This window comes from Devosia sp. Root635 (assembly GCF_001427605.1).
Classification (GTDB): domain Bacteria; phylum Pseudomonadota; class Alphaproteobacteria; order Rhizobiales; family Devosiaceae; genus Devosia.
Map to the genome: position 1 here is coordinate 1 of NZ_LMGZ01000010.1, position 22,889 is coordinate 22,889.

General features: G+C 64.6%; 22 protein-coding genes and 1 tRNA gene. 15 read left to right on the forward strand and 8 right to left on the reverse strand.

Annotated elements, in window-relative coordinates:
* Nucleotides 1-243: 243 nt before the first annotated feature.
* Nucleotides 244-328, forward strand: a tRNA-Leu gene (locus ASD80_RS06035).
* Nucleotides 329-435: 107 nt separating this feature from the next.
* On the forward strand, nt 436-1,008 hold the full coding sequence (locus ASD80_RS06040) for a hypothetical protein (RefSeq protein WP_056230385.1): 573 nt from the start codon (nt 436-438) through the stop codon (nt 1,006-1,008).
* 26 nt (nt 1,009-1,034) lie between these two features.
* Here ASD80_RS06040 and ASD80_RS18705 read toward each other — a convergent pair whose 3' ends face one another.
* Entirely contained in the window at nt 1,035-1,193 is a 159-nt protein-coding gene (locus tag ASD80_RS18705) for a hypothetical protein (protein WP_156460355.1), read from the reverse strand.
* Between the two features lie 85 nt (nt 1,194-1,278).
* A complete protein-coding gene (locus ASD80_RS06045) occupies nt 1,279-1,653 on the reverse strand; it encodes an MmcQ/YjbR family DNA-binding protein (RefSeq protein WP_056230386.1) in 375 nt (124 codons plus the stop codon).
* 107 nt (nt 1,654-1,760) lie between these two features.
* On the opposite strand from ASD80_RS06045, the gene mgtE reads away from it, so the two are divergent.
* The 6 genes from mgtE (at nt 1,761) to ASD80_RS06075 (ending at nt 7,306) form a co-directional block, all read left to right on the forward strand.
* The gene (gene mgtE, locus ASD80_RS06050; protein ID WP_244488949.1) at nt 1,761-3,176 is read left to right on the forward strand and encodes a magnesium transporter; all 1,416 of its coding nucleotides are present in this window, start codon (nt 1,761-1,763) and stop codon (nt 3,174-3,176) included.
* Between the two features lie 511 nt (nt 3,177-3,687).
* The gene (locus ASD80_RS06055) at nt 3,688-4,365 is read left to right on the forward strand and encodes a glutathione S-transferase family protein (protein ID WP_056230389.1); all 678 of its coding nucleotides are present in this window, start codon (nt 3,688-3,690) and stop codon (nt 4,363-4,365) included.
* Complete coding sequence (locus ASD80_RS06060; RefSeq protein ID WP_244488950.1) at nt 4,362-4,787, forward strand: DUF1489 family protein; 426 nt, start codon at nt 4,362-4,364, stop codon at nt 4,785-4,787. Before ASD80_RS06055 ends, ASD80_RS06060 begins: the two co-directional genes overlap by 4 nt.
* 177 nt (nt 4,788-4,964) lie before the next feature.
* Nucleotides 4,965-5,684: a hypothetical protein gene (locus tag ASD80_RS06065; RefSeq protein ID WP_056230391.1), complete on the forward strand. Its 720-nt coding sequence runs from the start codon at nt 4,965-4,967 to the stop codon at nt 5,682-5,684.
* A complete protein-coding gene (locus ASD80_RS06070; RefSeq protein WP_056230393.1) occupies nt 5,681-6,379 on the forward strand; it encodes a DnaJ domain-containing protein in 699 nt (232 codons plus the stop codon). The genes ASD80_RS06065 and ASD80_RS06070 overlap by 4 nt, the downstream gene beginning before the upstream one ends.
* A 90-nt stretch (nt 6,380-6,469) precedes the next feature.
* Nucleotides 6,470-7,306 (forward strand): division plane positioning ATPase MipZ, encoded by an 837-nt coding sequence (locus ASD80_RS06075; protein ID WP_056230399.1) that lies wholly within the window; start codon nt 6,470-6,472, stop codon nt 7,304-7,306.
* Nucleotides 7,307-7,309: 3 nt separating this feature from the next.
* On the opposite strand, the gene ASD80_RS06080 is transcribed toward ASD80_RS06075, so the two are convergent.
* Nucleotides 7,310-7,915: a glutathione S-transferase family protein gene (locus ASD80_RS06080; protein WP_056230400.1), complete on the reverse strand. Its 606-nt coding sequence runs from the start codon at nt 7,913-7,915 to the stop codon at nt 7,310-7,312.
* 109 nt (nt 7,916-8,024) lie between these two features.
* Here ASD80_RS06080 and ASD80_RS06085 point away from each other — a divergent pair, with 109 nt between their 5' ends.
* The gene (locus tag ASD80_RS06085; protein WP_082555095.1) at nt 8,025-8,924 is read left to right on the forward strand and encodes a division plane positioning ATPase MipZ; all 900 of its coding nucleotides are present in this window, start codon (nt 8,025-8,027) and stop codon (nt 8,922-8,924) included.
* Between the two features lie 222 nt (nt 8,925-9,146).
* On the opposite strand, the gene ASD80_RS06090 is transcribed toward ASD80_RS06085, so the two are convergent.
* A complete protein-coding gene (locus tag ASD80_RS06090) occupies nt 9,147-9,416 on the reverse strand; it encodes a hypothetical protein (protein WP_056230401.1) in 270 nt (89 codons plus the stop codon).
* 79 nt (nt 9,417-9,495) lie between these two features.
* Nucleotides 9,496-11,100 carry a serine hydrolase gene (locus tag ASD80_RS06095; protein ID WP_162247323.1) on the reverse strand — a complete coding sequence of 535 codons (1,605 nt, stop codon included), beginning with the start codon at nt 11,098-11,100 and terminating at the stop codon, nt 9,496-9,498.
* Nucleotides 11,101-11,529: 429 nt separating this feature from the next.
* On the opposite strand from ASD80_RS06095, the gene clpS reads away from it, so the two are divergent.
* Nucleotides 11,530-11,946, forward strand: a complete 417-nt coding sequence (clpS, locus tag ASD80_RS06100) for an ATP-dependent Clp protease adapter ClpS (protein ID WP_082555097.1) — start codon at nt 11,530-11,532, stop codon at nt 11,944-11,946.
* 9 nt (nt 11,947-11,955) lie between these two features.
* Nucleotides 11,956-14,295 (forward strand): ATP-dependent Clp protease ATP-binding subunit ClpA, encoded by a 2,340-nt coding sequence (clpA, locus tag ASD80_RS06105; protein ID WP_056230405.1) that lies wholly within the window; start codon nt 11,956-11,958, stop codon nt 14,293-14,295.
* 48 nt (nt 14,296-14,343) lie between these two features.
* Here the strand turns inward: clpA and ASD80_RS06110 are convergent, their stop codons facing one another.
* Complete coding sequence (locus ASD80_RS06110; protein ID WP_056230407.1) at nt 14,344-14,850, reverse strand: SRPBCC family protein; 507 nt, start codon at nt 14,848-14,850, stop codon at nt 14,344-14,346.
* The gene (locus ASD80_RS06115) at nt 14,840-15,193 is read right to left on the reverse strand and encodes an ArsR/SmtB family transcription factor (protein ID WP_056230408.1); all 354 of its coding nucleotides are present in this window, start codon (nt 15,191-15,193) and stop codon (nt 14,840-14,842) included. Before ASD80_RS06115 ends, ASD80_RS06110 begins: the two co-directional genes overlap by 11 nt.
* Nucleotides 15,194-15,398: 205 nt before the next feature.
* Between ASD80_RS06115 and ASD80_RS06120 the strand changes: the two genes are divergently transcribed.
* Complete coding sequence (locus ASD80_RS06120) at nt 15,399-16,067, forward strand: L,D-transpeptidase (protein WP_244488952.1); 669 nt, start codon at nt 15,399-15,401, stop codon at nt 16,065-16,067.
* A gap of 1 nt (nt 16,068) precedes the next feature.
* Here the strand turns inward: ASD80_RS06120 and ASD80_RS06125 are convergent, their stop codons facing one another.
* A complete protein-coding gene (locus ASD80_RS06125; RefSeq protein WP_056230412.1) occupies nt 16,069-16,722 on the reverse strand; it encodes a YoaK family protein in 654 nt (217 codons plus the stop codon).
* Nucleotides 16,723-17,069: 347 nt separating this feature from the next.
* Between ASD80_RS06125 and dnaE the strand changes: the two genes are divergently transcribed.
* The 3 genes from dnaE to tsf all read left to right on the forward strand — a co-directional run bounded on the left by dnaE (nt 17,070) and on the right by tsf (nt 22,819).
* On the forward strand, nt 17,070-20,528 hold the full coding sequence (gene dnaE / locus ASD80_RS06130; RefSeq protein WP_056230413.1) for a DNA polymerase III subunit alpha: 3,459 nt from the start codon (nt 17,070-17,072) through the stop codon (nt 20,526-20,528).
* A gap of 499 nt (nt 20,529-21,027) precedes the next feature.
* Nucleotides 21,028-21,807, forward strand: a complete 780-nt coding sequence (gene rpsB / locus ASD80_RS06135) for a 30S ribosomal protein S2 (protein WP_056230415.1) — start codon at nt 21,028-21,030, stop codon at nt 21,805-21,807.
* A gap of 70 nt (nt 21,808-21,877) precedes the next feature.
* Nucleotides 21,878-22,819: a translation elongation factor Ts gene (gene tsf, locus ASD80_RS06140; protein ID WP_056230417.1), complete on the forward strand. Its 942-nt coding sequence runs from the start codon at nt 21,878-21,880 to the stop codon at nt 22,817-22,819.
* Nucleotides 22,820-22,889 lie beyond the last annotated feature (70 nt).

Below are 22,889 nucleotides of genomic sequence, written 5' to 3' on the forward strand. Positions count from 1 at the left end.
CCTGCCCGAGGACGGTCGATGTCTGCCCGGGAGCGCGGATGCGACCGCCTCCCGGGACATCTTAATCAGATTTCGTCGATACAAGCCCGACGGTGACGATCGTGGAGGTGGCGCCATTGGTGGTCCCACTTGCCCCTCTCCACAGTCTGCGCGCAAATCGCGATTTAAGCGCTTGAGGTTGGCAGAGACCTTTGCTACATCCCCACTCGCTTCGTCCCCTGGGGCGTTGCTCTACCAAAGTGTGCGGTCGTGGCGGAATTGGTAGACGCGCAGCGTTGAGGTCGCTGTGTCGCAAGACGTGGAAGTTCGAGTCTTCTCGACCGCACCAATCATCCCCGGATGAGACAGAAAAGGGCCGTCCTTCGGGGCGGCCTTTTTGTTTGGCCACCCTGAACCGGGGTAGGGGCGGGCGGACGATGGCGCTAGCCTGGCGCCATGTCACAGGCCTTCCAGTTCCATCATTTTCCCAAGCCAACGCTGGCGCAGCGCGACAATCTGCTCGATCTGGCGCGCCACCTGATCACGCGGGCGTATCTGCTGCGGCGCTGGGACAAGCTGGTGTTCAGCAAAGCGGAGCGCGAGCGGGCGCCCCTGGGCCCCGATGCGGTGGTCGAGGGGCGCAAGCTGCCCGCGATGATGCCGTTGGGTTTCGGCCCGCTGGTGGGTGTGCCGCCGCGCGCCGGAGAAACCTGGAGCCAGTATGGCGAGCGGGCCTTTGCCATGCCCTATGGCTCGGCCTTGGAGGCATGGGTGCAGGATGCGGCCTGGACGGCGATCGATCCGACGCCGATCGGGGTGGGCCTGCGCATCGCCCAGGCGCTGGAATTCGGCATACCGTCGAATTGGCAGAATGTGCGCTGGAACGCCCAAATCCAGGACTATGCCTATAGCCACACCAATTGGGAGCAACTGGAACTGACGGGATGGAGGGACGGGCCGGGCAGGGCCGAGTGGGAGATCGAGCAGCCGCTCATGGTGGCTGCGGCCTATGGGGGCCGCCCGACATGATGTGCCGGGCGGTCGATGCGCCGGCGTCAGGTCGCGGGCGGGGCTGCGGGGTCGGCCGGGGCCATGGTGTCGGTCGGCGCGGCATCGGCGGGCGGGGCCGTGCTGTTGTCCGGGGCGTCGCCGCCACAGGCAGCCAAAGCGAGCGCCAGCACGACGGCCAGCGGCGCGAGCAGTTTTCGGGACATGGGATCTCCTTGGGTGAACCTTGATTGATCTTGGTCTTCAAACACAGGTGAGCTAATTGCCCCATTGGGGCGAAGATGGGGCTGACTAGTCGCCGTCCCGCGGCGCCGTGGTCGGACGCGTCGCCGCCAGCTTGCCGGGGGCCTTGAAGCGCCAGGCGTCTTCCAGCCGCAGCGACAGTTCCTCGTCGGCAATGGCATCGAGGCGGATCAGCACGGCGGGATAGCCGACATAATGGGCGGTCTCGAAGTAAATTTCGGGCGAGATTTCCATCAGCAGCGTCTTCTGCTCGGACGGGCAGAGCAGGACCAGAGTGGCCGAATCCTTGAGCCGCACGAAGCTCTTCTGGCGCACCTTGAGGGCCGGCGTGCCGTAGCTGGTCGAGCGTGTGACCTCCGGCAGGCCGCGGGCGCCGGCCAGTTGCTCGATGCGGGCGAAAATCTGGTCGAGATCAGCAGTCATTTTATGCCTAACCATCTCAAATCCCTTTTCTAAGTCTGGCGCAGTCCACCTCGATTGGCTACAGCTTGGCTTGCCCCCGAAACCCCGGACACACAAAGGGCCTCCAATTGAGCACAGATCCCGAGACCATGCCCGGCCCAGGCGCCGGGATCGACTATAATGCGCTGCGCGACGCCGAAGACCACATCAGTCCGCTGTGGCTTGAACGTTTGCGCGCCTATTTGGCTGCGGGCCGGGATGACGATGTCGCCACGGTGATGGAGCCGCTGCACGCCGCCGATGTCGGCGACGTGCTCGAATCCCTCGATGCCGACGAGCGCCTGCACCTGGTGCGGCTGCTGGGCGACCGCTTCGACTATTCGGCGCTGACCGAGGTGGACGAGAGCGTCCGCATCGAGCTGATGGAGGAACTGCCCAACGCGGAAATCGCCCGCGGCGTCAGCGGCCTCGACAGCGACGACGCCGTGGCCATTCTCGAGGACATGGAGCAGCACGACCGGGACGAGGTCCTGGCCAAGCTGCCCACCTTCGAGCGTCTGAGCCTCAAGCGCAGCCTCGATTTTCCCGAGGATTCCGCCGGTCGGCGGATGCAGACCGATTTCATCGCCATTCCCCCGTTCTGGACGGTGGGCCAGACCATCGATTACCTGCGCCGCGAACCCGACCTGCCGGACGAATTCTACCAGATTTACGTGGTCGATGCGTCCTATCAGGTGCTCGGCACGCTGCCGCTCGACAAGTTCCTGCGGGCGCCGCGCGTGACCTCCATCGAGGCGCTGATGAACACCAACCTGGTGCTGGTCGACGCCAATGAGGACCAGGAAGAAGCCGCGCGCGACTTCGAGCGCTACGACCTTGTCGAAGTTGGCGTCATCGACGAAAGCCGCCGGCTGGTCGGCGTGCTGACCATCGACGACATCGTCGACGTGATCCATGAGGAAGCCGACGAGGACATCAAGCTGCTGGCCGGCGTGGGCGACGAGGATATTTCCGATTCCACCGTCGATACGGTGCGCAGCCGCGTGCCCTGGCTGGTCATCAACCTCATTACGGCAGTGGCGGTATCCTTCGTCATTGGCCTGTTCGGCGCCACGATCGACCAGATGGTGGCGCTGGCCGTGCTGATGCCCATCGTGGCCTCGATGGGCGGCAATGCCGGTACGCAGACCATGACCGTGACCGTGCGGGCCCTGGCCATGCGCGAACTGGACGGGCGACGCCTGCGCCGCCTGGTCGGCCGCGAGATGGTGGTGGGGATGGCCAATGGCGTGATCTTCGCCATTCTGATCGGCCTCGTGACATGGGCCCGCTTCAACGATCTGCAACTGGGCATCGTCATCGCGCTCGCCATGATCATCAACCTGATCGTCGCCGGCACGGCGGGCATCCTGATCCCGGTCATGCTGGACAAGTTCAAGGCCGACCCGGCCATTGCTTCGGCGGTGTTCGTCACCACCATCACCGACATGGTGGGGTTCTTCGCGTTCCTGGGGATCGCGGGGCTGTGGTTCGGGCTGTTCTGAGGCTCGGTGCCACGCCCCCCTGGTTCGAGGGTCGCTGCGCTCCCGCCTCACCATGAGGGCTATTGCAAACCTGGTGTTCCAGTAGTCCTCACGGTGAGGCGCGAGCTCTTCGCGAGCCTCGAACCACGAGGGCGTGGCGCCATACCTAAAATGCCCTCGATCCCGCTTCCCGCCTTGACCAACCACCCGGCGTGCCTGTGGACTGTGGCAACTTCGCCGCTTGCAAAGCATTTATGACGCAGTTAACGATTTGCTACCGGGTGCTGCCTGCGTGCGACGCACAAGCTCCGGAGTGAACGGCTGACAAGGAGCGATCATGCGAAGTCAACCGAAGACCACCGCCACGATGTGGCGAGCAGCGACCTGGACCCTGGTCTGCCTGCTCTCAATGGGACTGGTTTTCTCCGTCGTTGCTGGCGTTTAGTTTGAAACGCTAGAGTTCTTCACTAACAGCAATTCGGAAGGGCGCCCGGGCCACTGGGGCGCCCTTCGTTCTTCCTGGAGGCATCCGATGAAGCTGCTGATCGGCAATCGCAACTATTCCACCTGGTCACTGCGGCCCTGGCTGGTGCTCAGGCATTTCGACATCCCTTTCGAGGATGAAGTGCTGCAATTGCAGGGCGAAGGCTGGCGCGATGTGCTGGCCCGGCGCTCGCCCACCGGCAAGGTGCCGGTCTTGCAGGACGGCGACCTGGTCGTGGTGGAAACCATCGCCATCATCGAATATCTCGCGGATCGTTTCCCCGACAAAACCATCTGGCCCACCGATATCGGCCAGCGGGCGCTGGCCCGCGCCGCTTCCGCCGAAATGCACTCGGCCTTCACGGGTTTGCGCAGCCATGCGCCGATGAACCTGCGTGCGTCCCATCCCGGCAAGGTCAGCGTAGATGCGGTCGCCAAGGACCTGCATCGCCTCGAAACCCTGTGGGGAAGCCTGCTCACCCGCTCGGGCGGCCCCTTCCTGTTCGGCGCCTTCACGGCCGCCGACGCCATGTTCGCGCCCGTAGCGACCCGCCTGCGTACCTATGACCTGCCGGTTTCCGATATGGCGGCAGGCTATGTCGAAGCCATCTACGGCCTGCCGGCCTTCCAGGACTGGCTGGCTCTGGCCCTGCATGAACCATGGATCGTCGATGACGACGAAATCGATGTCATCCAGGGCCGCATCAAGCCGGGGACGCTGGCATGATCCACATGATCAAGCTCTGCGTCGGGGTTTCCAGCCTTGCCGAGCTGGAATCCTATCGCGACGAGCGCGCCCATTGGTGGGATGCCGACTATGGCGAGGATGTGCATGTGCATCGCACCCGCATGATGCCCAAGCGCGCGGCGGAGATGGAAGGCCAGGCCTCGATCTACTGGGTCATTGCCGGGCAGGTGGTGTGCCGCCAGCCGATCCTGCGGCTGGCGCGCTATACCAATGCCGAGGGCATCGATTATTGCGATATCATCATGGCGCCCGACATGGTCCGCACCATTCCCTACCCTAAGCGCCCCTTCCAGGGCTGGCGCTACCTGCGCCCCGAAGACGCCCCGCCCGATCTCGGCGCCAACGAGAACGCCGAATCGCTGGCCTTGGCGGCCGATCTGGCCAAGCTGGGGCTGATCTGAGGGCTTCTTACCTCTCCCTTGGGGGAGAGGTCGGCGCGCAGCGCCGGGTGAGGGGGCCTTTACTGGGTGAGGTGCGCGGGGAAAGCCCCGTCACCCGACCCAAGAGGGTCGACCTCTCCCCCAGGAGAGGTGATGTGCGCCCTTGCCGTTCTCCGCGCCCGCCCACATATTGCGTCCATGGCGGACAAAGACCCGATTGCCCGAAGAACCACCGGCCTGCCCCAACAGGGCAAGGTCAGCGGCGACGTTGCCGCCTTTGTCAGCAAGGTCGGCGCCATGGCACGGCCCAATGCGTCGCAGGACGGGCGCCTGCTGTTCGCGCTCGACGCCACCATGAGCCGCCAGCCGACCTGGGACCTGGCCTGTTCGCTGCAGGCCGAGATGTTCAATTCCATCCCGAAAGACAGCGCGCTGCAGGTGCAGCTGCTGTATTTCCGCGGTTTCGGGGAGTGCCGGGCCTCCAAATGGGTCATCGACGCCACCGCCTTGGCCCGGCTGATGACCGGCATCGATTGCCGTGGCGGCAATACGCAGATCGGCAAGGTCTTTGCCCATGCGCGGGCCGAACATGCGAAGCGCCGCATCAATGCGGTGATCTATGTCGGCGACGCCATCGAGGAAAATGTCGACGATCTCTCCGAGAAAGCCGGGCAGCTCGGCCTGCTGAATTGCCCGATCTTCGTGTTCCAGGAGGGGCGGGACACCCGCGTCGAGGCCGCCTTCCGCGAATTCGCCCGCCTCACCAAAGGCGCCTATGCCCGGTTCGATGCCTCCGCGCCGCAGGAGCTGGCGGCCTTGCTCAAGGCGGTGGCGGCCTATGCCAGCGGTGGGCGTGACCTGTTGAAGCTGCAAGGCAGCGGGCAGGCGCGGGCCCTGCTGGCGCAGTTGCCGCGATGAGTTGGGTCTTTCTCGGCGGCTTCGTGCTGCTCGGCGCGCTGGCGGCCTACCAATATCTCGGCAAGATGGATCGCCGTCGCCTGATGCGCGGCTTGCGCTGGCTGGTGGCCGGCGGGCTGGCACTTGTCGCCATTCTGCTGCTGGTGGTGCGGCGCTTCGACATTGCCCTGTTTGCCGCGGCCGGCGCCGCCCAGGTGTTTCGCATGGGACGGCTGGGGCCGTTTTCCTTCGATGCCGCCGCGGCGGACAAGGGCAATGTCTCGGCGGTGCGCAGCTTCTATTTTTCCATGGAACTCGACCACGATACCGGCGCGGTTGCCGGCAATGTCGTGGCCGGGCAATATGCCGGCGCCGATCTCATGGATCTGGGCGAGGTCGAGACGCGGCTGCTGCTGGCCGAGGTGGAGGGCGACGCCGACAGCATGAGCCTGCTCGAAAGCTGGCTCGATACCAATCGCTCCGGCTGGCGCGAATATTTTGCCGCGCAGGATTCTGGCGAAACCCCGCGAAACGAGCCGGCCGGCGACCCGGTGACCGAAGCCTATGCCGTGCTCGGCCTCAAGCCCGGTGCCAGCGACGAGGACATCCGCGCCGCCCACCGCGAATTGATGAAGGGCGTCCATCCCGATCATGGGGGATCGAGCTATCTCGCCTCCAAGATCAATGCGGCGCGTGACCTGTTGCTGAAGCAATAGGGCAGGGCCATCGCTGCTCGTTAATGCCCTGTTAACCATAGCGGCCCTTGTTAGCAGCCCAGTGGTGCAAGCATTGATTTGGGGGCGGCGATGGCGCGTGATGGGGCGCATGTCATTGTAGTGGGCAACGAGAAGGGCGGGTCGGGCAAGTCGACCACGGCCTTTCACCTGGCCGTCTACCTGCTCTATGCCGGCCACCGCGTCGCCACCATCGACGTGGACAGCCGCCAGCAGACGCTGACCCATTATCTGCGCAACCGCCGCGCGCATGGCCGGGAAACCGGGCGCAGACTGCCCAATCCGCTACATTTTCACCTGCCGGCGGCTTGGGGCGACTCGGTGAAGGAAAACCAGCAGGCCGAGTTCGACGTCTTTACCCGCGCCATCGGCGAGGTCGAGGACAGCGTCGATTTCCTGGTCATCGATACGCCCGGCTTCGACACCAACCTGACGCGGCTGGCCCATTCGCTGGCCGATACGCTGCTTACCCCGGTCAATGACAGCCTGATCGATCTCAACGTGCTGGCGCGGATCGATCCGGAAACCGGCCTGCCGGTCGAGACCAGCCATTATGCCCGGTTGGTGCAGCGGGCGCGCTCCGAGCGCATGGCCATCGACGGCGCTTCGATCGACTGGGTCCTGGTGCGCAATCGCATCTCCATGCTGGCCTCGCGCAATGCAAGGCAGGTGCAGTCTACGCTCGAGGGCATAGCCACCCGCTTCGGCTGCCGCATGGCCGACGGCATTGCCGAGCGCGTGATCTTCCGCTCGCTGTTTCCCAGCGGCACCACCGTCTTCGATCCGCTGGACGAGGAGGGCGAAGCCGCCACCGTCTCCCATGTCAGCGCCCGGCAGGAATACCGCAACCTGGTCGCCGCGCTGAACCTGCCGCTGCGCGGCATCGAACCGATGCGCCTGTCGGCCTAGCCATTAAGCCGGAGGCGGATGCGTCGCGGCGAAGGCCGGCAGCGCATTGGCCCGCGCGGACAGGCCGGCGAGATTGGCCAGCGCCGGCCTGACCAGGGCCGGGAACCGGCTCGCCACCAGGTCATGGGCGCAGACGGCCGCAATCCCCAGTCCATCAGAGGGGGCGGCCTCCGGCCCCACCACCTCCTCCAGCGCCAGCAGGCCATTGCGGATCTGTGTCTTGATGCGGTTCCGCCATGCGGGCCATTGCAGGTCCGGCGGCCGGTTGAAGCGCTCGTAGATCAGCGCGACGGTCTTCTCCGCAATCCCGTGGGCGAGGCTGATGCCCTGCAGCATCTGCCAGCGCGCCGGCCCGGCGGCGGGGATCAGCCGGCGATCGGGGGCGGCGGTCTCCTCGAGATAGTCGATGATGGCCGACGTCTCGAACAGGCTGGCGCCGTCATCGGTCTGCAGCACGGGCACCCGGCCCAGCGGGTTGACCGCCAGCAGGCCGCCGAAATCGGCATCGAAGTCGCTGACATAGCGGCGCTCCACCGGACGCTCCTGAACAGCCAGCCACAGTTCCACCCGCCGGACGAAGGGCGATACGCGCCCGCCATGAAGAATCATATTGGCCTCCCTGCCGCGTTAAGCCTTTAACAAATTATTCACCACGCGCACCCTTGCCAGTGCGGCCCGCAGCCCCGACAGTCCCGCGCAGGCATAAACGGGTGGGGCGATGGCTCGGCGGGGCGTGCATGTCATCGTGGTCGGCAATGAGAAGGGCGGGTCGGGCAAATCGACCACCGCCTTTCATCTGGCCATCTACCTGCTCTACGAGGGCTTCAAGGTGGCGTCCATCGATGTGGACAGCCGCCAGCAGACACTGACCTGGTATGTGCGTAACCGCCGCGACTGGGCGCGCAATCATGGCTTGCGGATTCCCCACACAACCCATTTCCACCTGCCGCTGGCGCGCGGGGACTCCGTCAGGGAGAACCATCGCGCCGAGTTCGGCCTGTTCCGGCAGGCTGTGGCGGAGGTGGAGCACGATGCCGATTTCCTGGTCATCGACACGCCCGGCTTCGATACCAACCTGACGCGGCTGGCCCATTCGCTGGCCGATACGCTGGTGACCCCGGTCAATGACAGCCTGATCGATCTCAACGTCATGGCGCAGATCGATCCGGTCACCGGTGAGCCGCGCGAGATGAGCCACTATTCCCGGCTGGTGCAGCGCGCCCGCTCCGAGCGGCTGGCCATCGATGGCAGGACCATCGACTGGGTGCTGGTGCGCAATCGCATCTCGATGCTGTCGTCGCGCAACATGCGGCAGGTGCAGACCATGCTGGAGCGGATCGCGCTGCGGCTGGGCTGCCGGGTGGCCGATGGCATTGCCGAGCGGGTGATCTTCCGCTCGCTGTTTCCCACCGGCATGACGGTGTTCGATCCGCTGGGCGAGGATTTGCTGGGTGGCCTGCCGTCCATGTCGCATATGAGCGCGCGGCAGGAATATCGGAACCTGGTATCGGCACTGCACCTGCCGAGCGCAGAGATCATCGCGGCGCGCAATGCGCAGGCGCCGGCGGACAGCGACCCCGTCCGCAAGTTCATTCACATGATGCAGACCGATTCCTGAGGCTGCTTCATCGCCCTTGTATCCTCCGCCTGCCCACCCTCCCCCTTGAGGGGAGGGTAGCGCCGCTCGGCCCGAAGGGCCCTAGCAGAGCTGGGGAGGGGGTGGCTTTGTAGTCCACTGATGGACCCCCTCCCTCAATCCCTCCCCTCAAGGGGGAGGGAGGCGAAGAAGCCCAAGCTCCCGGATCGCTCGGTGTTTCAAAGATGTGGGACCGCTTAGGGGCTAGCGATCCCCGAAGATCAGGTCGATTGCCCGGCTGCCGCCGGGCGCGAAGACGTCGAGGTCGATGCTGACCGGCTCCTGCACCATGCGCCGCGTGCGCGCCGACAGCGCCAGCACCACGCCCAGCAGGTCGCCGACGCCGCGCTTCCGGGGCAGCATGCGCTGGGTGATGCCGGCCAGGGCGCGATTGCGCACCGCCATGTCTTCCGAGGCCAGGCTTGAGCGGCCGACGAAATTGGCCAGCTCGGTAAGGGCAGTATTTTCGCTCATTGGGCTACTCCAAACACAGGCACCAATTTGCTTCCCCAGGGTGGCCGGCACTCATCGGCGCCGGCTCGTTGGTCTTGTTCTAGCTCTGCATCGCCAGGCAGCTCATGTCCTGCTGCTTGAGCTGGTTGCACATGGCCGTGGCATCGTCGCGTCCGCCGAAACCGATGAAACGGGCGCGGAAGAAGATCTGGCCATTCTTTTCGAAGCGCTCCACATAGGAGCGGAAGTCGCCCAGCGTGCCGACCTTGCCGGCGGCGTCGGCGAGGAGGGACCGGGCGCTGTCTTCGGATGGGCCAGCGCCGATCTGCACCACCCAGCCGCCGGGGGCGGCGCCGGTATCGGCCGTGGTCACCGAGCCCGAGGTCAGCAGGTCGACCGGCTGGCCACCCTGCTGCGTGCCGACATTGGCCGGCGGCGGCTGGAAGCCGAGCGGGGCGGAGGGAACGGTCTGGCCAAGGGCGGCGGGCGGCGCACCCAGATTATAGCTCTCGCTGAGCCAGGCGCCGATAATGTCCTGGCTGGGATAGGCGGGCTGTGGCGCCTGCGAAGGCGCGGCAAGGGTGTTGACGGCCTGCACGGCCGGCTGCAGGCCGAGATCGGCCGGCATCGGGGCGGGCACCGGCGCAACGCTGGCGACGACCACGTCAGGCATGGGTTGCACGGCCGGCGCCTGCGGTCGGGCGCCATTGGCGGCGACGAGCTGCGCCAGGCGGAAGCCGGGCAGGGGCATGGGCATGACGAAGACCGGCTGGCTGGGCTGGGCAACCGCAACCTGGACGTTACCATTGCCCTGGCGGCCCGGCATCGGGATCAGCGCGGTCTGCAGGTAATCGCCGCGCCGACCCTTGGGCAGGTAGGTGGCGACGAGCTGGCGCACCTTCTCGTCGCGGGCGCCGGCGGTGTTGAAGCCGAAGGCGACGATGACGATATGGCGGCCGTCCTTGCGGGCTGCGGTCAGCAGGTTGGAGCCGGCGGCATTGATATAGCCGGTCTTGATGCCGTCGACGGCGCCCATATAGCCGAGCAGCCGGTTGTGGTTACCATAGGTGGATTTGCCGTAGCTGAAGCTGCGGGTCTGGAAAAATTCGTAATAGCTGGGAAAGTGCTGGTAGATGGCGATGCCCAGGATGGCCTGGTCGCGCACCGTGGTTAGCTGGGCGCCGTCCGGCAGGCCCGAGGCGTTGCGATAGGTGGTGTTGCGCATGCCCAGGGCCCGTGCGGTCGCGGTCATGCGTTCGGCGAACTTGGATTCGGTGCCCGAAATATGTTCGGCGATGACGCGGGCCATGTCATTGGCCGACAGGGTCACCAGCGACTTGATGGCGTCTTCCACCGTGATGGTAGCGCCGGCGCGCAGGCCCAGCTTGGTCGGCACGGCGGCTGCGGCATGGGCCGAGACGGTCATCTTGGTGGAGAGCTTGATATTGCCCGCGCTCAGCTCCTGGAACAGGATATAGAGCGTCATCACCTTGGAGACGGAGGCCGGATAGCGCTTGCTGTCGGCCGCCTCTTCGTAGAGCACCTGCCCCGACTTGGCGTCGACCACGATGCCGGCATATTTGCGAAGGTTCTCAATGGCCTGGGCCGGCGCCACCGTATGGGCGCTGACCGCGAGGGCGACAAGGACTGCGGCAAAGGCGCGAACGAGCACGACGCGCCATGGGGTTTTCGCCTGGGAAGCCACCCGGTACTCCAACTTTACTCTCGGATGCTTCTGCATCCGTACGCAACACAACTGGCTGGATGATCCCGGGTGAGCCCCACGCGCCCGAAAAGTCCATTATTGTAGGAAGATAGTTCCCTGCCGTTACCATTCCGTAAAATGCGAACGAATCTGGCGCGGGTGTGGAAAGCGGGTCACGGATGGGTGAGGGAGATTGTGCCACGCCCTCGTGGTTCGAGGGTCGCTGCGCTCCCGCCTCACCATGAGGGGTACTGGTTTGAAGTAGCCCTCATGGTGAGGTGCGCTTCTTCAGCGCCTCGAACCACGAGGGCGCGGCACCATTTTGCCCCTCACAAAATCGAGACATCATGCCCCTTAACACCGGCCATCTTTTGCCTACATAATGGTTCTCACCATGCTGCTTCGTTTCCTCACGACAGATGTCTTGCCATGAATATCAGCGACCTCCTCGCTTTGACCGATGAGGCTCCGGGCGCTTTGCGTCTGGTGCCCGTGCCCGCTTATGCGGGGCCCAAGGAGGAGGATTCCGGCACGGGCGGCGGCAAAGGCGATACCGAGACCGGGACGATCACCAGGACCCGTCCCAAGACCAAGCGCCCGAACCTCTATCGGGTGCTCCTGCTCAACGACGACTATACGCCGATGGAGTTCGTCATCCTGGTGCTCCAGGATGTGTTCAACAAATCGCGCGAGGACGCCGAGCAGGTCATGTGGCACGTTCACCAAAAGGGGGTGGGTGAATGTGGCGTCTATCCATACGAAGTGGCCGAGACCAAGGTCACGCGCGTCATGGATACGGCACGCAAGAACCAGCATCCGCTGCAATGCGTGATGGAAAAGCAATAGGAACATCATATGCCCTCATTTTCCCGCGGACTTGAAAAGGCTCTGCATCAGGCGATGAACCTGGCGCGCGAGCGCAACCATGAGTTCGCTACGCTCGAGCACCTGCTGCTGGCTTTGACCGACGACCGTGAAACGATCGCCGTGCTCACCGGCTGCGACGTCGATATCGACGCGCTCAAGAGCGATCTCGAAGATTTCATCAATGAAGAATTGGACAGCCTGATCGTGGCCTCTGGTCAGGATGCGCGGCCCACCGCCGCCTTCCAGCGCGTCATCCAACGCGCCGTGATCCATGTCCAGTCGTCCGGTCGCGAGGAGGTTACGGGTGCCAATGTGCTCGTCGCCATCTTTGCCGAGCGCGAGAGCCATGCCGCCTATTTCCTCGAACAGCAGGACATGAGCCGGCTGGACGCGGTCAATTTCATCAGCCACGGGATCACCAAGTCCGGTCCCAGCGAGGAGCGCAAGGTGCGTGGTGCCGAGGACGGCGAAAACCATGGCGAGGGCGGCGCCGAGGCCAAGAAGAGCTCGGCCCTGGCCGATTTCTGCGTCAACCTCAACGACAAGGCCCGCGCCGGCAAGATCGATCCGCTGATCGGGCGCGACTCCGAATTGCGCCGCACCATCCAGGTGCTGTGCAGGCGTTCGAAGAACAATCCGATCTATGTCGGCGATGCTGGCGTGGGCAAGACCGCCATTGCCGAGGGCCTGGCCCGCAAGATCGTCGAGGGCGAGGTGCCCGAAGTGCTCAAGGAAGCGGTCATCTATGCGCTCGACATGGGTTCGCTGCTGGCCGGCACCCGCTATCGCGGCGATTTCGAGGAACGCCTCAAGGCCGTGATGAAGGAGCTCGAAAAGCTCCCCAATTCGGTGCTGTTCATCGACGAGATCCACACCATGATCGGCGCGGGCGCCACGTCGGGCGGTGCGCTCGACGCGTCCAACCTGCTCAAGCCTGCTCTGGCTTCGGGCGCGATCCGCTGCATCGGCTCGACAACCTACAAGGAATACCGCCAGTTCTTCGAGAAGGACCGGGCGCTGGTGCGTCGTTTCCAGAAGATCGACGTCAACGAGCCTTCGATCCCCGATGCCATCGAGATCATCAAGGGCCTGCGCCCCTATTACGAAGAGTTCCACAAGATCAAGTTCACCGACGATGCCCTCAAGGCGGCGGTGGAACTGAGCGCGCGCTACATCAACGATCGCAAGCTGCCCGACAAGGCGATCGACGTGATCGACGAGACCGGCGCCAGCCAGATGCTGCTCACCGAGGACAAGCGCAAGAAGGTCATCGATGTGGAAGACATCGAGGCGACCATCGCCACCATTGCGCGCATCCCGCCAAAGACCGTCACCAAATCCGATGCCGAATTGCTGAGCGGGCTCGACCGCAGCCTCAAGTCGGTGGTGTTCGGCCAGGATGCGGCCATCGTGGCGCTGACTTCGGCCATCAAGCTGGCCCGTGCCGGCTTGCGTGAACCGGAAAAGCCGATTGGCTCGTATCTGTTCACCGGCCCGACCGGCGTGGGCAAGACCGAGGTCGCCAAGCAACTCGCCGACACCCTCGGGGTGGAGCTTCTGCGCTTCGACATGTCCGAATATATGGAGCGCCACACGGTTTCCCGCCTCATCGGGGCGCCTCCGGGCTATGTCGGGTTCGACCAGGGCGGGTTGCTCACCGATGGCGTCGATCAGCATCCGCACTGCGTCGTGCTGCTCGACGAAATCGAGAAGGCGCATCCGGACCTCTACAACATCCTGTTGCAGGTCATGGACCACGGCAAGCTGACCGATCACAATGGCAAGTCGGTGGATTTCCGCAATGTCATCCTCATCATGACGTCCAATGTCGGCGCCATGGAGCTGGCCAGGAGCCCCATCGGCTTCGGGCGCAAGCGCGAGCAGGGCGACGACGAAGAGGCGATCAACCGCCTGTTCACCCCGGAATTCCGCAACCGGCTCGACGCGATCATCTCCTTCGCGCCGCTGCCGCGCGAGGTTGTCCGCCGCGTCGTCGAAAAGTTCGTGCTGCAGCTCGAAGGCCAGCTGGCCGAGCGTGGCGTCACCATCAACCTGCTGCCCGAAGCCGCCGACTGGCTGGCCGAGCGTGGCTATGACGAGCGCATGGGCGCGCGTCCTTTGGGCCGCGTCATCCAGGAGCATATCAAGAAGCCCCTGGCCGACCAGGTGCTGTTCGGCGAACTGGTCAATGGCGGCACGGTGACCGTCGCCGTGGTGGGCGAGGGCGCCGATGCCAAGCTGGAACTGGTGGCGGTGCCCCCGCGCCCAGCCAAGCCCAAGGCTCTGCCGAAGCCGAAAAAGCCCAAGGCGACCGCCGACAAAAACTAAGCAGAAGGCCCGCAGCGATGCGGGCCTTCTTCACCTCCGGATGCGTTGTCAGTCCGCGCGACCGGCGCCGAGGGTGGCGAGCAGGTCGTCCAGCTGCTCGAACTGTTCGGGCGTGCCTTCCATGCCGCCCAGGGATTCATCGAGCGCTTCCTTGGTGGGATAGACTTCGGTGAAGGTCAGCAGCGTCCTGCCGCCATCGTCCACGAAGGTCACCGTGGAGATGGCCGCGTTCTCGCCTTCTTCATTGGTCCAGACCAGCCGCGCCGGCGGCACCACTTCGACATATTTGCCGAAGAAGGCCCAGGTGTTTTCAGCGTCCTGGCCGAATTCGAGGCGGTAGGTGCCCCCGGTGCGCACGTCCATCTCGCAGGAGCGCAGCGGCACGCCAAGCGATTTGGGCACCCACCAGCGCGCGAACAGTTCGGCTTTGGTCCAGGCCTCGAACACGATGCGGGGCGGCGCATCAAAAACGCGCGTCACCGTGATCTCGCGCTCGGATGTCCGCTTCACCGTGGTTCGGCCATTGCCCCCGTTCGACCCGTTCCTATCGTTCATCACTGCTCTCCCTGCGTTTGAGTTCTTCGACAACCTTGTCCAACTGGTCGAAGCGGGCATCCCAAAGCTGGCGATATCGCTCGATCCATTCCGCCTCCTGCTCAAGGCGACTGTCGCCGAGCCGGCAGGTGCGCACGCGCCCGACCTTCTCGGTGGTGACCAGCCCCGCCCGTTCGAGGACGCCGATATGCTTCTTCATGCCCGTGAGGGTCATGTGGAACGTCTCGGCAAGATCGGTGACCGAGGCGTCGGATCGCCCGAGCTGCTCGAGCACGCCACGCCTGGTGGCATCCGAAAGCGCGGCGAACGCGGTATCAAAGCGGGTCTGTTGAAACTGAACCATGTAGTTCAGTGTATCGGATGGCGGGCAATATGCAAGAGGGCGGTTCTCGGATTCGCGTGCTGGACCGCGGCCTGCGCCGCGCGGCCGCGGCCGACGCCGATCTTGCCAATCGTGCTCTGTCGGGCCAATCTCCGCCGGGTAAGTTGTTGGCCTGCTCCAGGCTGCGGGGTATCCAGACATGAATACGGACGATGCTATCGATGCGATGGACGCGCCGGCCGGACGCGCGGCGGGCCAGCCCATGAATCGCCGCGCCTTCCTCGTCGGCTCCGCTGCCATTGTCGGCGCGGTCGGGCTTGCCGGTTGCACCGCCGGCGGCATGAGCTTTGCCGAGGCGGAGCGGGTCTATGGGCCGGTCCCCGATGAGCGTTTCGCCATTCCCGCGGTCAATCTCAACAAGGTCGATCCAAAATATCTTCGGCGGACCGTACGCTACACCTCCGACGAGGCCGTCGGCACGATCATCGTCGATCCGCGCCACTACTACGTCTACCGCATCGAAGGCGGCGGGCAGGCCACCCGTTATGGCGCCAATGTCGGCCGTGCCGGCTTCCTGTGGAGCGGCGACGCCTATATCGGCCGCAAGGCCGAATGGCCGATCTGGACGCCGCCAAGAGAAATGATCCTGCGCCAGCCGGAGGCCGCGCCCTATGCCAATGGCATGCCGCCGGGCCTCGACAATCCGCTGGGCGCGCGCACGCTCTATCTCTACCAGAACGGCAAATACACGCTCTATACGATCTACAGCACCATCAAGCCCGAGACGATCGGCCGGGGTGTTTCCAGCGGCTGTGTCGGCCTGCTCACCCAGGACATGCTCGATCTCTACGAAAAGACGCCGGTCGATACCAAGGTCATCGTCTTGCCGGCCTAGTTCAGGGAATGATGCGCGCCGGCCGCCGCAGCAAAAACGCCGCCAGAAACCCCAGATACACAGCCGCCGGCGCCAGCAGCGCATTGATGCCCGCCAGGCCATAGCCCCATGCCCCCAGCAATCCGCCCAGCAGCAATGATGCCCAGACCAGCGCATGCTGGGCCCAACGCCAGGGCGGGGCGAGGCCGCGCAGGGCACGGGCCAGGTCATGTCCGGCCATGAACAGCGTGCCAGTGACGAAGGTGGTGCCGAGCCGCACCGAGCCGGTCGAGGGCAGGATAGCGTTCTGCGCACCGGCGCCGGCAGCCAGGATCAGCATGAACTGGGTCGACGGAAATCCCGCCAGGGCCAGAACCAATGTGGCGGCGAAGCATGCCAGCACCAACCCGGTCACCGCGCCGGCGCCCCAGCGCGCTCCGGCAGCGATGGCCAGCAGCGAACCGGCGACACTGCCAAGGAAGAACAGGGCTACCAGCGAAGTGGTGAGCAGCGCCACCGGCCAGGCGCCGGTCGCCAGTGCATCGCCGAGCTGGGTGGTGTTGCCGCTCATGAACGAGGTGAAATGCCCGCCCAGCTCGATGAAGCCGATGACATCGGCAAAGCCGGCCGCGGCGGTGAGGAGCAGGCCGAGGCTGAGCTGGGGCGTAGGGGTCATGGGCCGAGTTTGGCGAGTCGCCCGGATTCACGCAAGCGCGGCGTCGATGCTAACAGTCCGTGAACGTTTCCTAACGCTTTGCTAACCAGTTCCGCCCGATCCCCGCTGTTCCCGGAGATCACAGGTGGACAGGAACAAAAGACGAACTTATAAGAACATTATAGCAACGCGGGAGATGCAGATGCTCACTTTCATCAAGGACTTCGCCGCCTTTGTCACGCTCGGCGCCTTCACGGTCGGCTCGCTGACCTGGATGGATGTGCTGACCCGACTCGTGTGACCCTTCCTGTGGATTGCGGTCTGGCGGCGGTATCGAAGCCGCGCCGGGCCGGTCATAAAGGGCAATCATGCGCGGTCCCGGCTTCATCCATCTTCACGTCCATTCGGCCTATTCCCTGCTGGAGGGGGCCCTTCAGCTCGAGACGATTCTCAAGCTCGCGACCGAGGACAGCCAGCCCGCTCTGGGCATTGCCGATACCGGTAACCTGTTCGGGGCGCTGGAATTTTCCGAGAAGGCCAGCAAGAAGGGCATCCAACCGCTGGCCGGGGTGGAACTGGCCATTGACTTTGCCGCCGCCGAGGAGCGTATCAGCGAGCGCGGCCACGTCGCCTGGGCCGGCAAGTCCAGCGTCGTCCTGCTGGCGCAGACCGAGGCGGGCTTCGCCAATCTCTCGCGGCTGGTGTCGCAGTCCTATCTCCAGGGCGACGGCTCCGGCACGGCGCGGGCCAGGCTCGACTGGCTGACCCCTGATAGCCTAGAAGGCCTCATCTGCCTCAGCGGCGGGCCGGAAGGGGCCATCGACATGGCTTTCGCCCATGGGCAGGACGCCAATGCCATCCGCCGGCTCGACCGGCTGACCGAGCTGTTCGGCGACCGCTTCTATATCGAATTGCAGCGCCACGGCCGGGTGCAGGAAGCCGCCGTCGAGCCGCGCCTGATCGACTATGCCTATCGCAAGGGCGTGCCGCTGGTCGCCACCAACGAGCCTTTCTTCAAGTCTGCCAAGGAGTTCGAGGCGCATGATGCGCTGCTGGCCATTGCCGGCGGCACCGTGCTGGCCCAGACCGAGCGGCGCAAGCTCAACGACCAGTATTATTTCAAGACCCGCGCCGAAATGGCCGAGCTGTTCTCGGACATTCCCGAGGCGCTGGACTCCACGGTGGAAATCGCCCGCCGCGTGTCCTATCGGCCGCGCACGCGCAGCCCCATCCTGCCCAAATTCGCTGCCGCGCCCGATCTCAGCGATGCCGATGCGGTGGCCGCCGAGGCCGCGGCTTTGCGGGCCATGGCGGAGGAGGGGCTGCGGGCGCGCCTGGCCAGTCCCGGCCCGGCGCCGGGCAAGACCGAGCAGGAATATTGGGAACGGCTGGAATTCGAGCTGGGCATCATCCAGTCGATGAAGTTCCCTGGCTATTTCCTCATCGTGGCTGACTTTATCCGCTGGTCCAAGTCGCAGGGTATTCCCGTGGGGCCGGGCCGGGGCTCGGGCGCCGGCTCGCTGGTGGCCTATGCCACCACCATTACCGACCTCGATCCGCTGGCCTACAATCTGCTGTTCGAACGCTTCCTCAATCCGGAACGCGTGTCGATGCCCGACTTCGATATCGACTTCTGCCAGGATCGCCGCGAAGAGGTGATCCATTACGTCCAGCAGAAATACGGCACCGAGCAGGTGGCGCAGATCATTACCTTCGGAACGCTGCAGGCCCGCGCCGTTCTGCGCGATGTGGGCCGGGTGCTGCAGATGCCCTATGGGCAGGTCGACCGCATCTGCAAGCTGGTGCCGGCCAATCCGGCAGACCCGTGGTCCATCGAGCGGACCATGAATGAGGTGCCGGCCTTCAAGGCCATGGCCGACGAGGACGAGACGGTGGCGGACCTGATCGCCATCGCCCGCAATCTGGAAGGGCTGTTCCGTCACGCCTCGACCCATGCCGCCGGCATCATCATCGGCGACCGGCCGCTGCAAGACCTGGCGCCGCTCTATCGCGATCCGCGCTCGGACATGCCGGTCTGCCAGTACAACATGAAGTGGAGCGAGGCGGCCGGGCTAGTCAAGTTCGACTTCCTCGGGCTCAAGACGCTGACCACGGTGGAATATGCCGTCGAGATGGTCAATCTCGATGGGGGCAATCTCCGGATCGAAGACATTCCTATCGACGACAAGCCGACCTACGACCTCTATGCCAAGGGTGACACGTTCGGTGTGTTCCAGGTGGAAGGCGCCGGCATGCGCCGCGCGCTGGTCGACATGAAGCCGGACCGCTTCGAGGATATCATCGCGCTGGTGGCGCTCTACCGGCCCGGTCCGATGGACAATATCCCCCTGTTCAACGACCGCAAGCATGGCCGCGAAGAGGTGGAATATCCTCATCCCGAGCTCTCCAAGGTGCTCGACGAGACCTATGGCATCATCGTCTACCAGGAACAGGTGATGCAGATCGCCCAGCTTCTGTCGGGCTATTCGCTGGGTGAAGCCGATATGCTGCGCCGCGCCATGGGCAAGAAGATCAAATCCGAAATGGACGCGCAGCGCGAGCGCTTCCGCGAGGGCGCGGTGGCGCATGGCCTCAAGCAAAGCCAGGCCGACACCATTTTCGACCTGCTGGCCAAGTTCGCCAATTACGGCTTCAACAAGAGCCACGCGGCGACCTATGCGCTGGTGAGCTACCAGACCGCCTGGCTCAAGGCGCATCACCCGCACGAATTCCTCGCCGCCTCGATGACGCTCGACATGGGCAATACCGACAAGCTGGCCGAATTCCGCAGCGAAGCCAAGCGCCACAATATCGAGCTGGTCGCGCCCTGCGTGAACACGTCCCAGGTGGTGTTCTCGGTCAAGGACAAGCGCATTCTCTATGGCCTCTGTGCCGTCAAGGGCGTGGGCCGGCAGGTGGCCGAGCATATTGTCGAGGTGCGCGGCGATACCCCGTTTAAGGACCTCGGCGACTTTGCCCGGAGGGTCGATCCGCGCGTCCTGTCCAAGCGCACGCTGGAAACGCTGGCCAATGCCGGCGCCTTCGACGCCATCGTGTCCAGCCGCGAAGTCGCCTTCGCCGCCATCGAGGCGGTCATGGGCATGGCCCACTCGCTCACCACCGAGCGCAATGAGGGCCAGTGGAACATGTTCGACTTGGGCGAGCCCGAGCCGATCCGCCTGCCGGCGGGTGTGCCGGCCTGGTCCACGACCGAGCGGGCCGACCGGGAACTCTCGGCCATCGGCTTCCACCTCTCGGCCCACCCGCTCGACGCCTATGCCGACCTGTTCGAAAAGCTGCGCGTGCAGCGCTGGGGCGATTTCGAGCGCGCCGTCAAGGACGGCGCTTCGGCCGGGCGGTTGGCCGGCACGATCAGCGGGCGGCAGGACCGGCGCACCCGCAAGGGCACGCCGATGATGATCCTGACATTGTCGGACCAGACCGGCAGTTTCGAAGTCATCGCCTTTTCCGAGCAGATCAACGAATTCGGCGCGCTGCTGCAGCCGGGCAAGTCGGTGATCCTGCAGGTGGGCGCCGACGAACGCGCCGAAGGCATCAGCCTGCGCCTGCTCTCGGCCCAGGCCATCGACGGCATCGAGGACACGATCGAGCGCCGCCTCACGGTCTTTGCCGCCGACGCCAAGGCACTCGGCTCCATCAATGCCCAGCTCATGCGGGGCGGGGAGGGGAGGGTGAACTTCGTCGTCATCCGCGACGGCGGCGCCCGCGAATACGAGATCGAGCTGCCGGGGGCCTATCGGATCACGGCCGAAGTCGCCGGCGGCATCAAGGCGCTGGATGGCGTGACGGATGTGCGGCTGCACTAGGCCGGCGGGCGCCATTTCAAGCGTGACGACCTGCTGCGAAAAGCGCGGGAGAGGCGAGCCTGAGCCCTGCCTCCCCCACTAAGGGGTTTTCACCCTTGCCCCCACGGACAAGCGCGGGTCTGTCGATACAATACGGCCGATATGTATGCGGTTCCCTAACGAACCCGCGAGCATTTTGCCATCTCGCTCTGAGCTCCGGACGCTTCAATTTTCCACGACGACGCCGTGCGATTTTGATGGGATAGGAGCGTCCGGAGTGAACATTCCCCACAAGGGGAGGGATCAATCACGGTGTCGCGTGAGTGTTCGTCAGTTCAAAGTGAACACGCCCCCTTGTGGGGAGGGCCGTCTTCCCCTATATCGCCCCTGCGTTTGACTGTGTGTCAGCGCGATTTCACACACGAGGCAGGCGTTTCGAGCAATCGGAAAGCCATCCGGTGGCGGGTAACCGCCGCAAGGCCTCGTGGCGGCATCAACCGGTAAACAAGGAGCAGCCATCATGGCACTGCCCGATTTTTCTATGCGCCAACTGCTCGAAGCAGGCGTCCACTTCGGTCACCAGAAGCACCGCTGGAACCCCAAGATGGAGCGCTATATCTTTGGCGTTCGCAACGACATCCACATTCTCGACCTGAGCCAGACCGTGCCGGCCCTGAGCCGCGCGCTGCAGCTGGTGTCCGACACCGTGGCCGATGGCGGTCGCGTGCTGTTCGTCGGCACCAAGCGCCAGGCGGCGCCGCTGGTGGCTGATGCCGCCAAGCAGTCGGCCCAGTATTACGTCAATTCCCGCTGGCTCGGCGGCACGCTGACCAACTGGCAGACCATCTCGAACTCGATCGCGCGCCTGCGCGAACTCGAATCGATGAGCGAAGACACGCTCGCGCTGCGTACCAAGAAGGAGCGCCTGATGATGAGCCGCGAGCAGGAACGCCTCGAGCGTGACCTGGGCGGCATCAAGGACATGGGCAACCTGCCGTCCCTGCTGTTCGTCATCGACACCAACAAGGAAGCCAATGCGATCAAGGAAGCCCGCCGCCTGGGGATTCCGGTCGTTGCCATCGTCGATACCAATTGCGATCCCGACACGGTCGACTACGCCATTCCCGGCAATGACGACGCTTCGCGCGCTCTCGAGCTCTATGTCTCGCTGATCTCCAAGGCAGCCATCGACGGCATCGGCCGTTCGGCGTCGGGCCTGGGTGCCGATCTGGGCGCGTCCGATCGTGCTCCGGCTGAAGAGTTGCCGGGCGACGAAGCCCCGGCTGCCGCCGCCAACTAAGCGCGTTTCGCGTCTTTCGTACTGATTTGAACCATGCGACCCCTTGAACGGGGTCGCCAAGAGGTGAACCATGGAAATCACTGCAGGAATGGTCAAGCAGCTCCGCGACTCGACGGGCGTCGGGATGATGGACTGCAAGAAGGCCCTGGCCGAAACCAATGGCGACATGGAAGCCGCGGTCGACTGGCTGCGCACCCGTGGCCTTGCCAAGGCTGCCAAGAAGGCTGACCGCGTGGCCGCCGAAGGCCTGGTCGGTGTCGCCACCGCCGGCACCAAGGCCGCCGTCGTCGAAGTGAACTCGGAAACCGACTTCGTTGCCCGCAACGAGCAGTTCCAGGACATTGTCGGCAATGTCGCCAAGCTGGCGCTCGATGCCGATAGCGACGTGGTCAAGCTCGGCGAAATGCCGTTCCCCGGTTCGGGCCACTCGGTTTCGGCCGAGCTGACCGAGGCGATCGCCAAGATCGGCGAGAACATGAACCTGCGCCGCACCGAAGTCGTTTCGGTCACCGATGGCGTGGTCGAGAGCTATATCCACAACGCCGTCAAGGGCGGCCTCGGTCGTATCGGCATTCTGGTGGCGCTCGAATCGAGCGGCGACAAGGCTGCGCTCAGCACCCTTGGCAAGCAGCTCGCGATGCACATCGCCGCCGCCCAGCCGCAGGCGATTTCGCCCGAGGAACTGGATCAGGAGGTTGTCGCCCGCGAGCGCGCCATCATTCTCGAGCAGGTCAAGGAATCGGGCAAGTCGGCCGAGATCGCCGAAAAGATGGTCGATGGCCGCATGCGCAAGTACTTCGAGGAAGTGACGCTCCTGGCGCAGACCTTCGTGATCGACGGCGAGACCAAGGTCCGCGATGCGATCAAGAATGCCGAGAAGGACGTTGGCGCCCCCATCACGCTGACCAAGTTCGTGCGTTATGCGCTGGGCGAGGGCATCGAGAAGGCCGAGACCGACTTCGCCGCTGAAGTTGCCGCCACGGCTGGCACCAAGCCGGCCAATTCCAACTGATCTTCTGCGGGCAGGCCCACGGGCCTGTCCGCTGCTCTCCCGGCGGCCATGATTTGGGCGGGATCGAGCG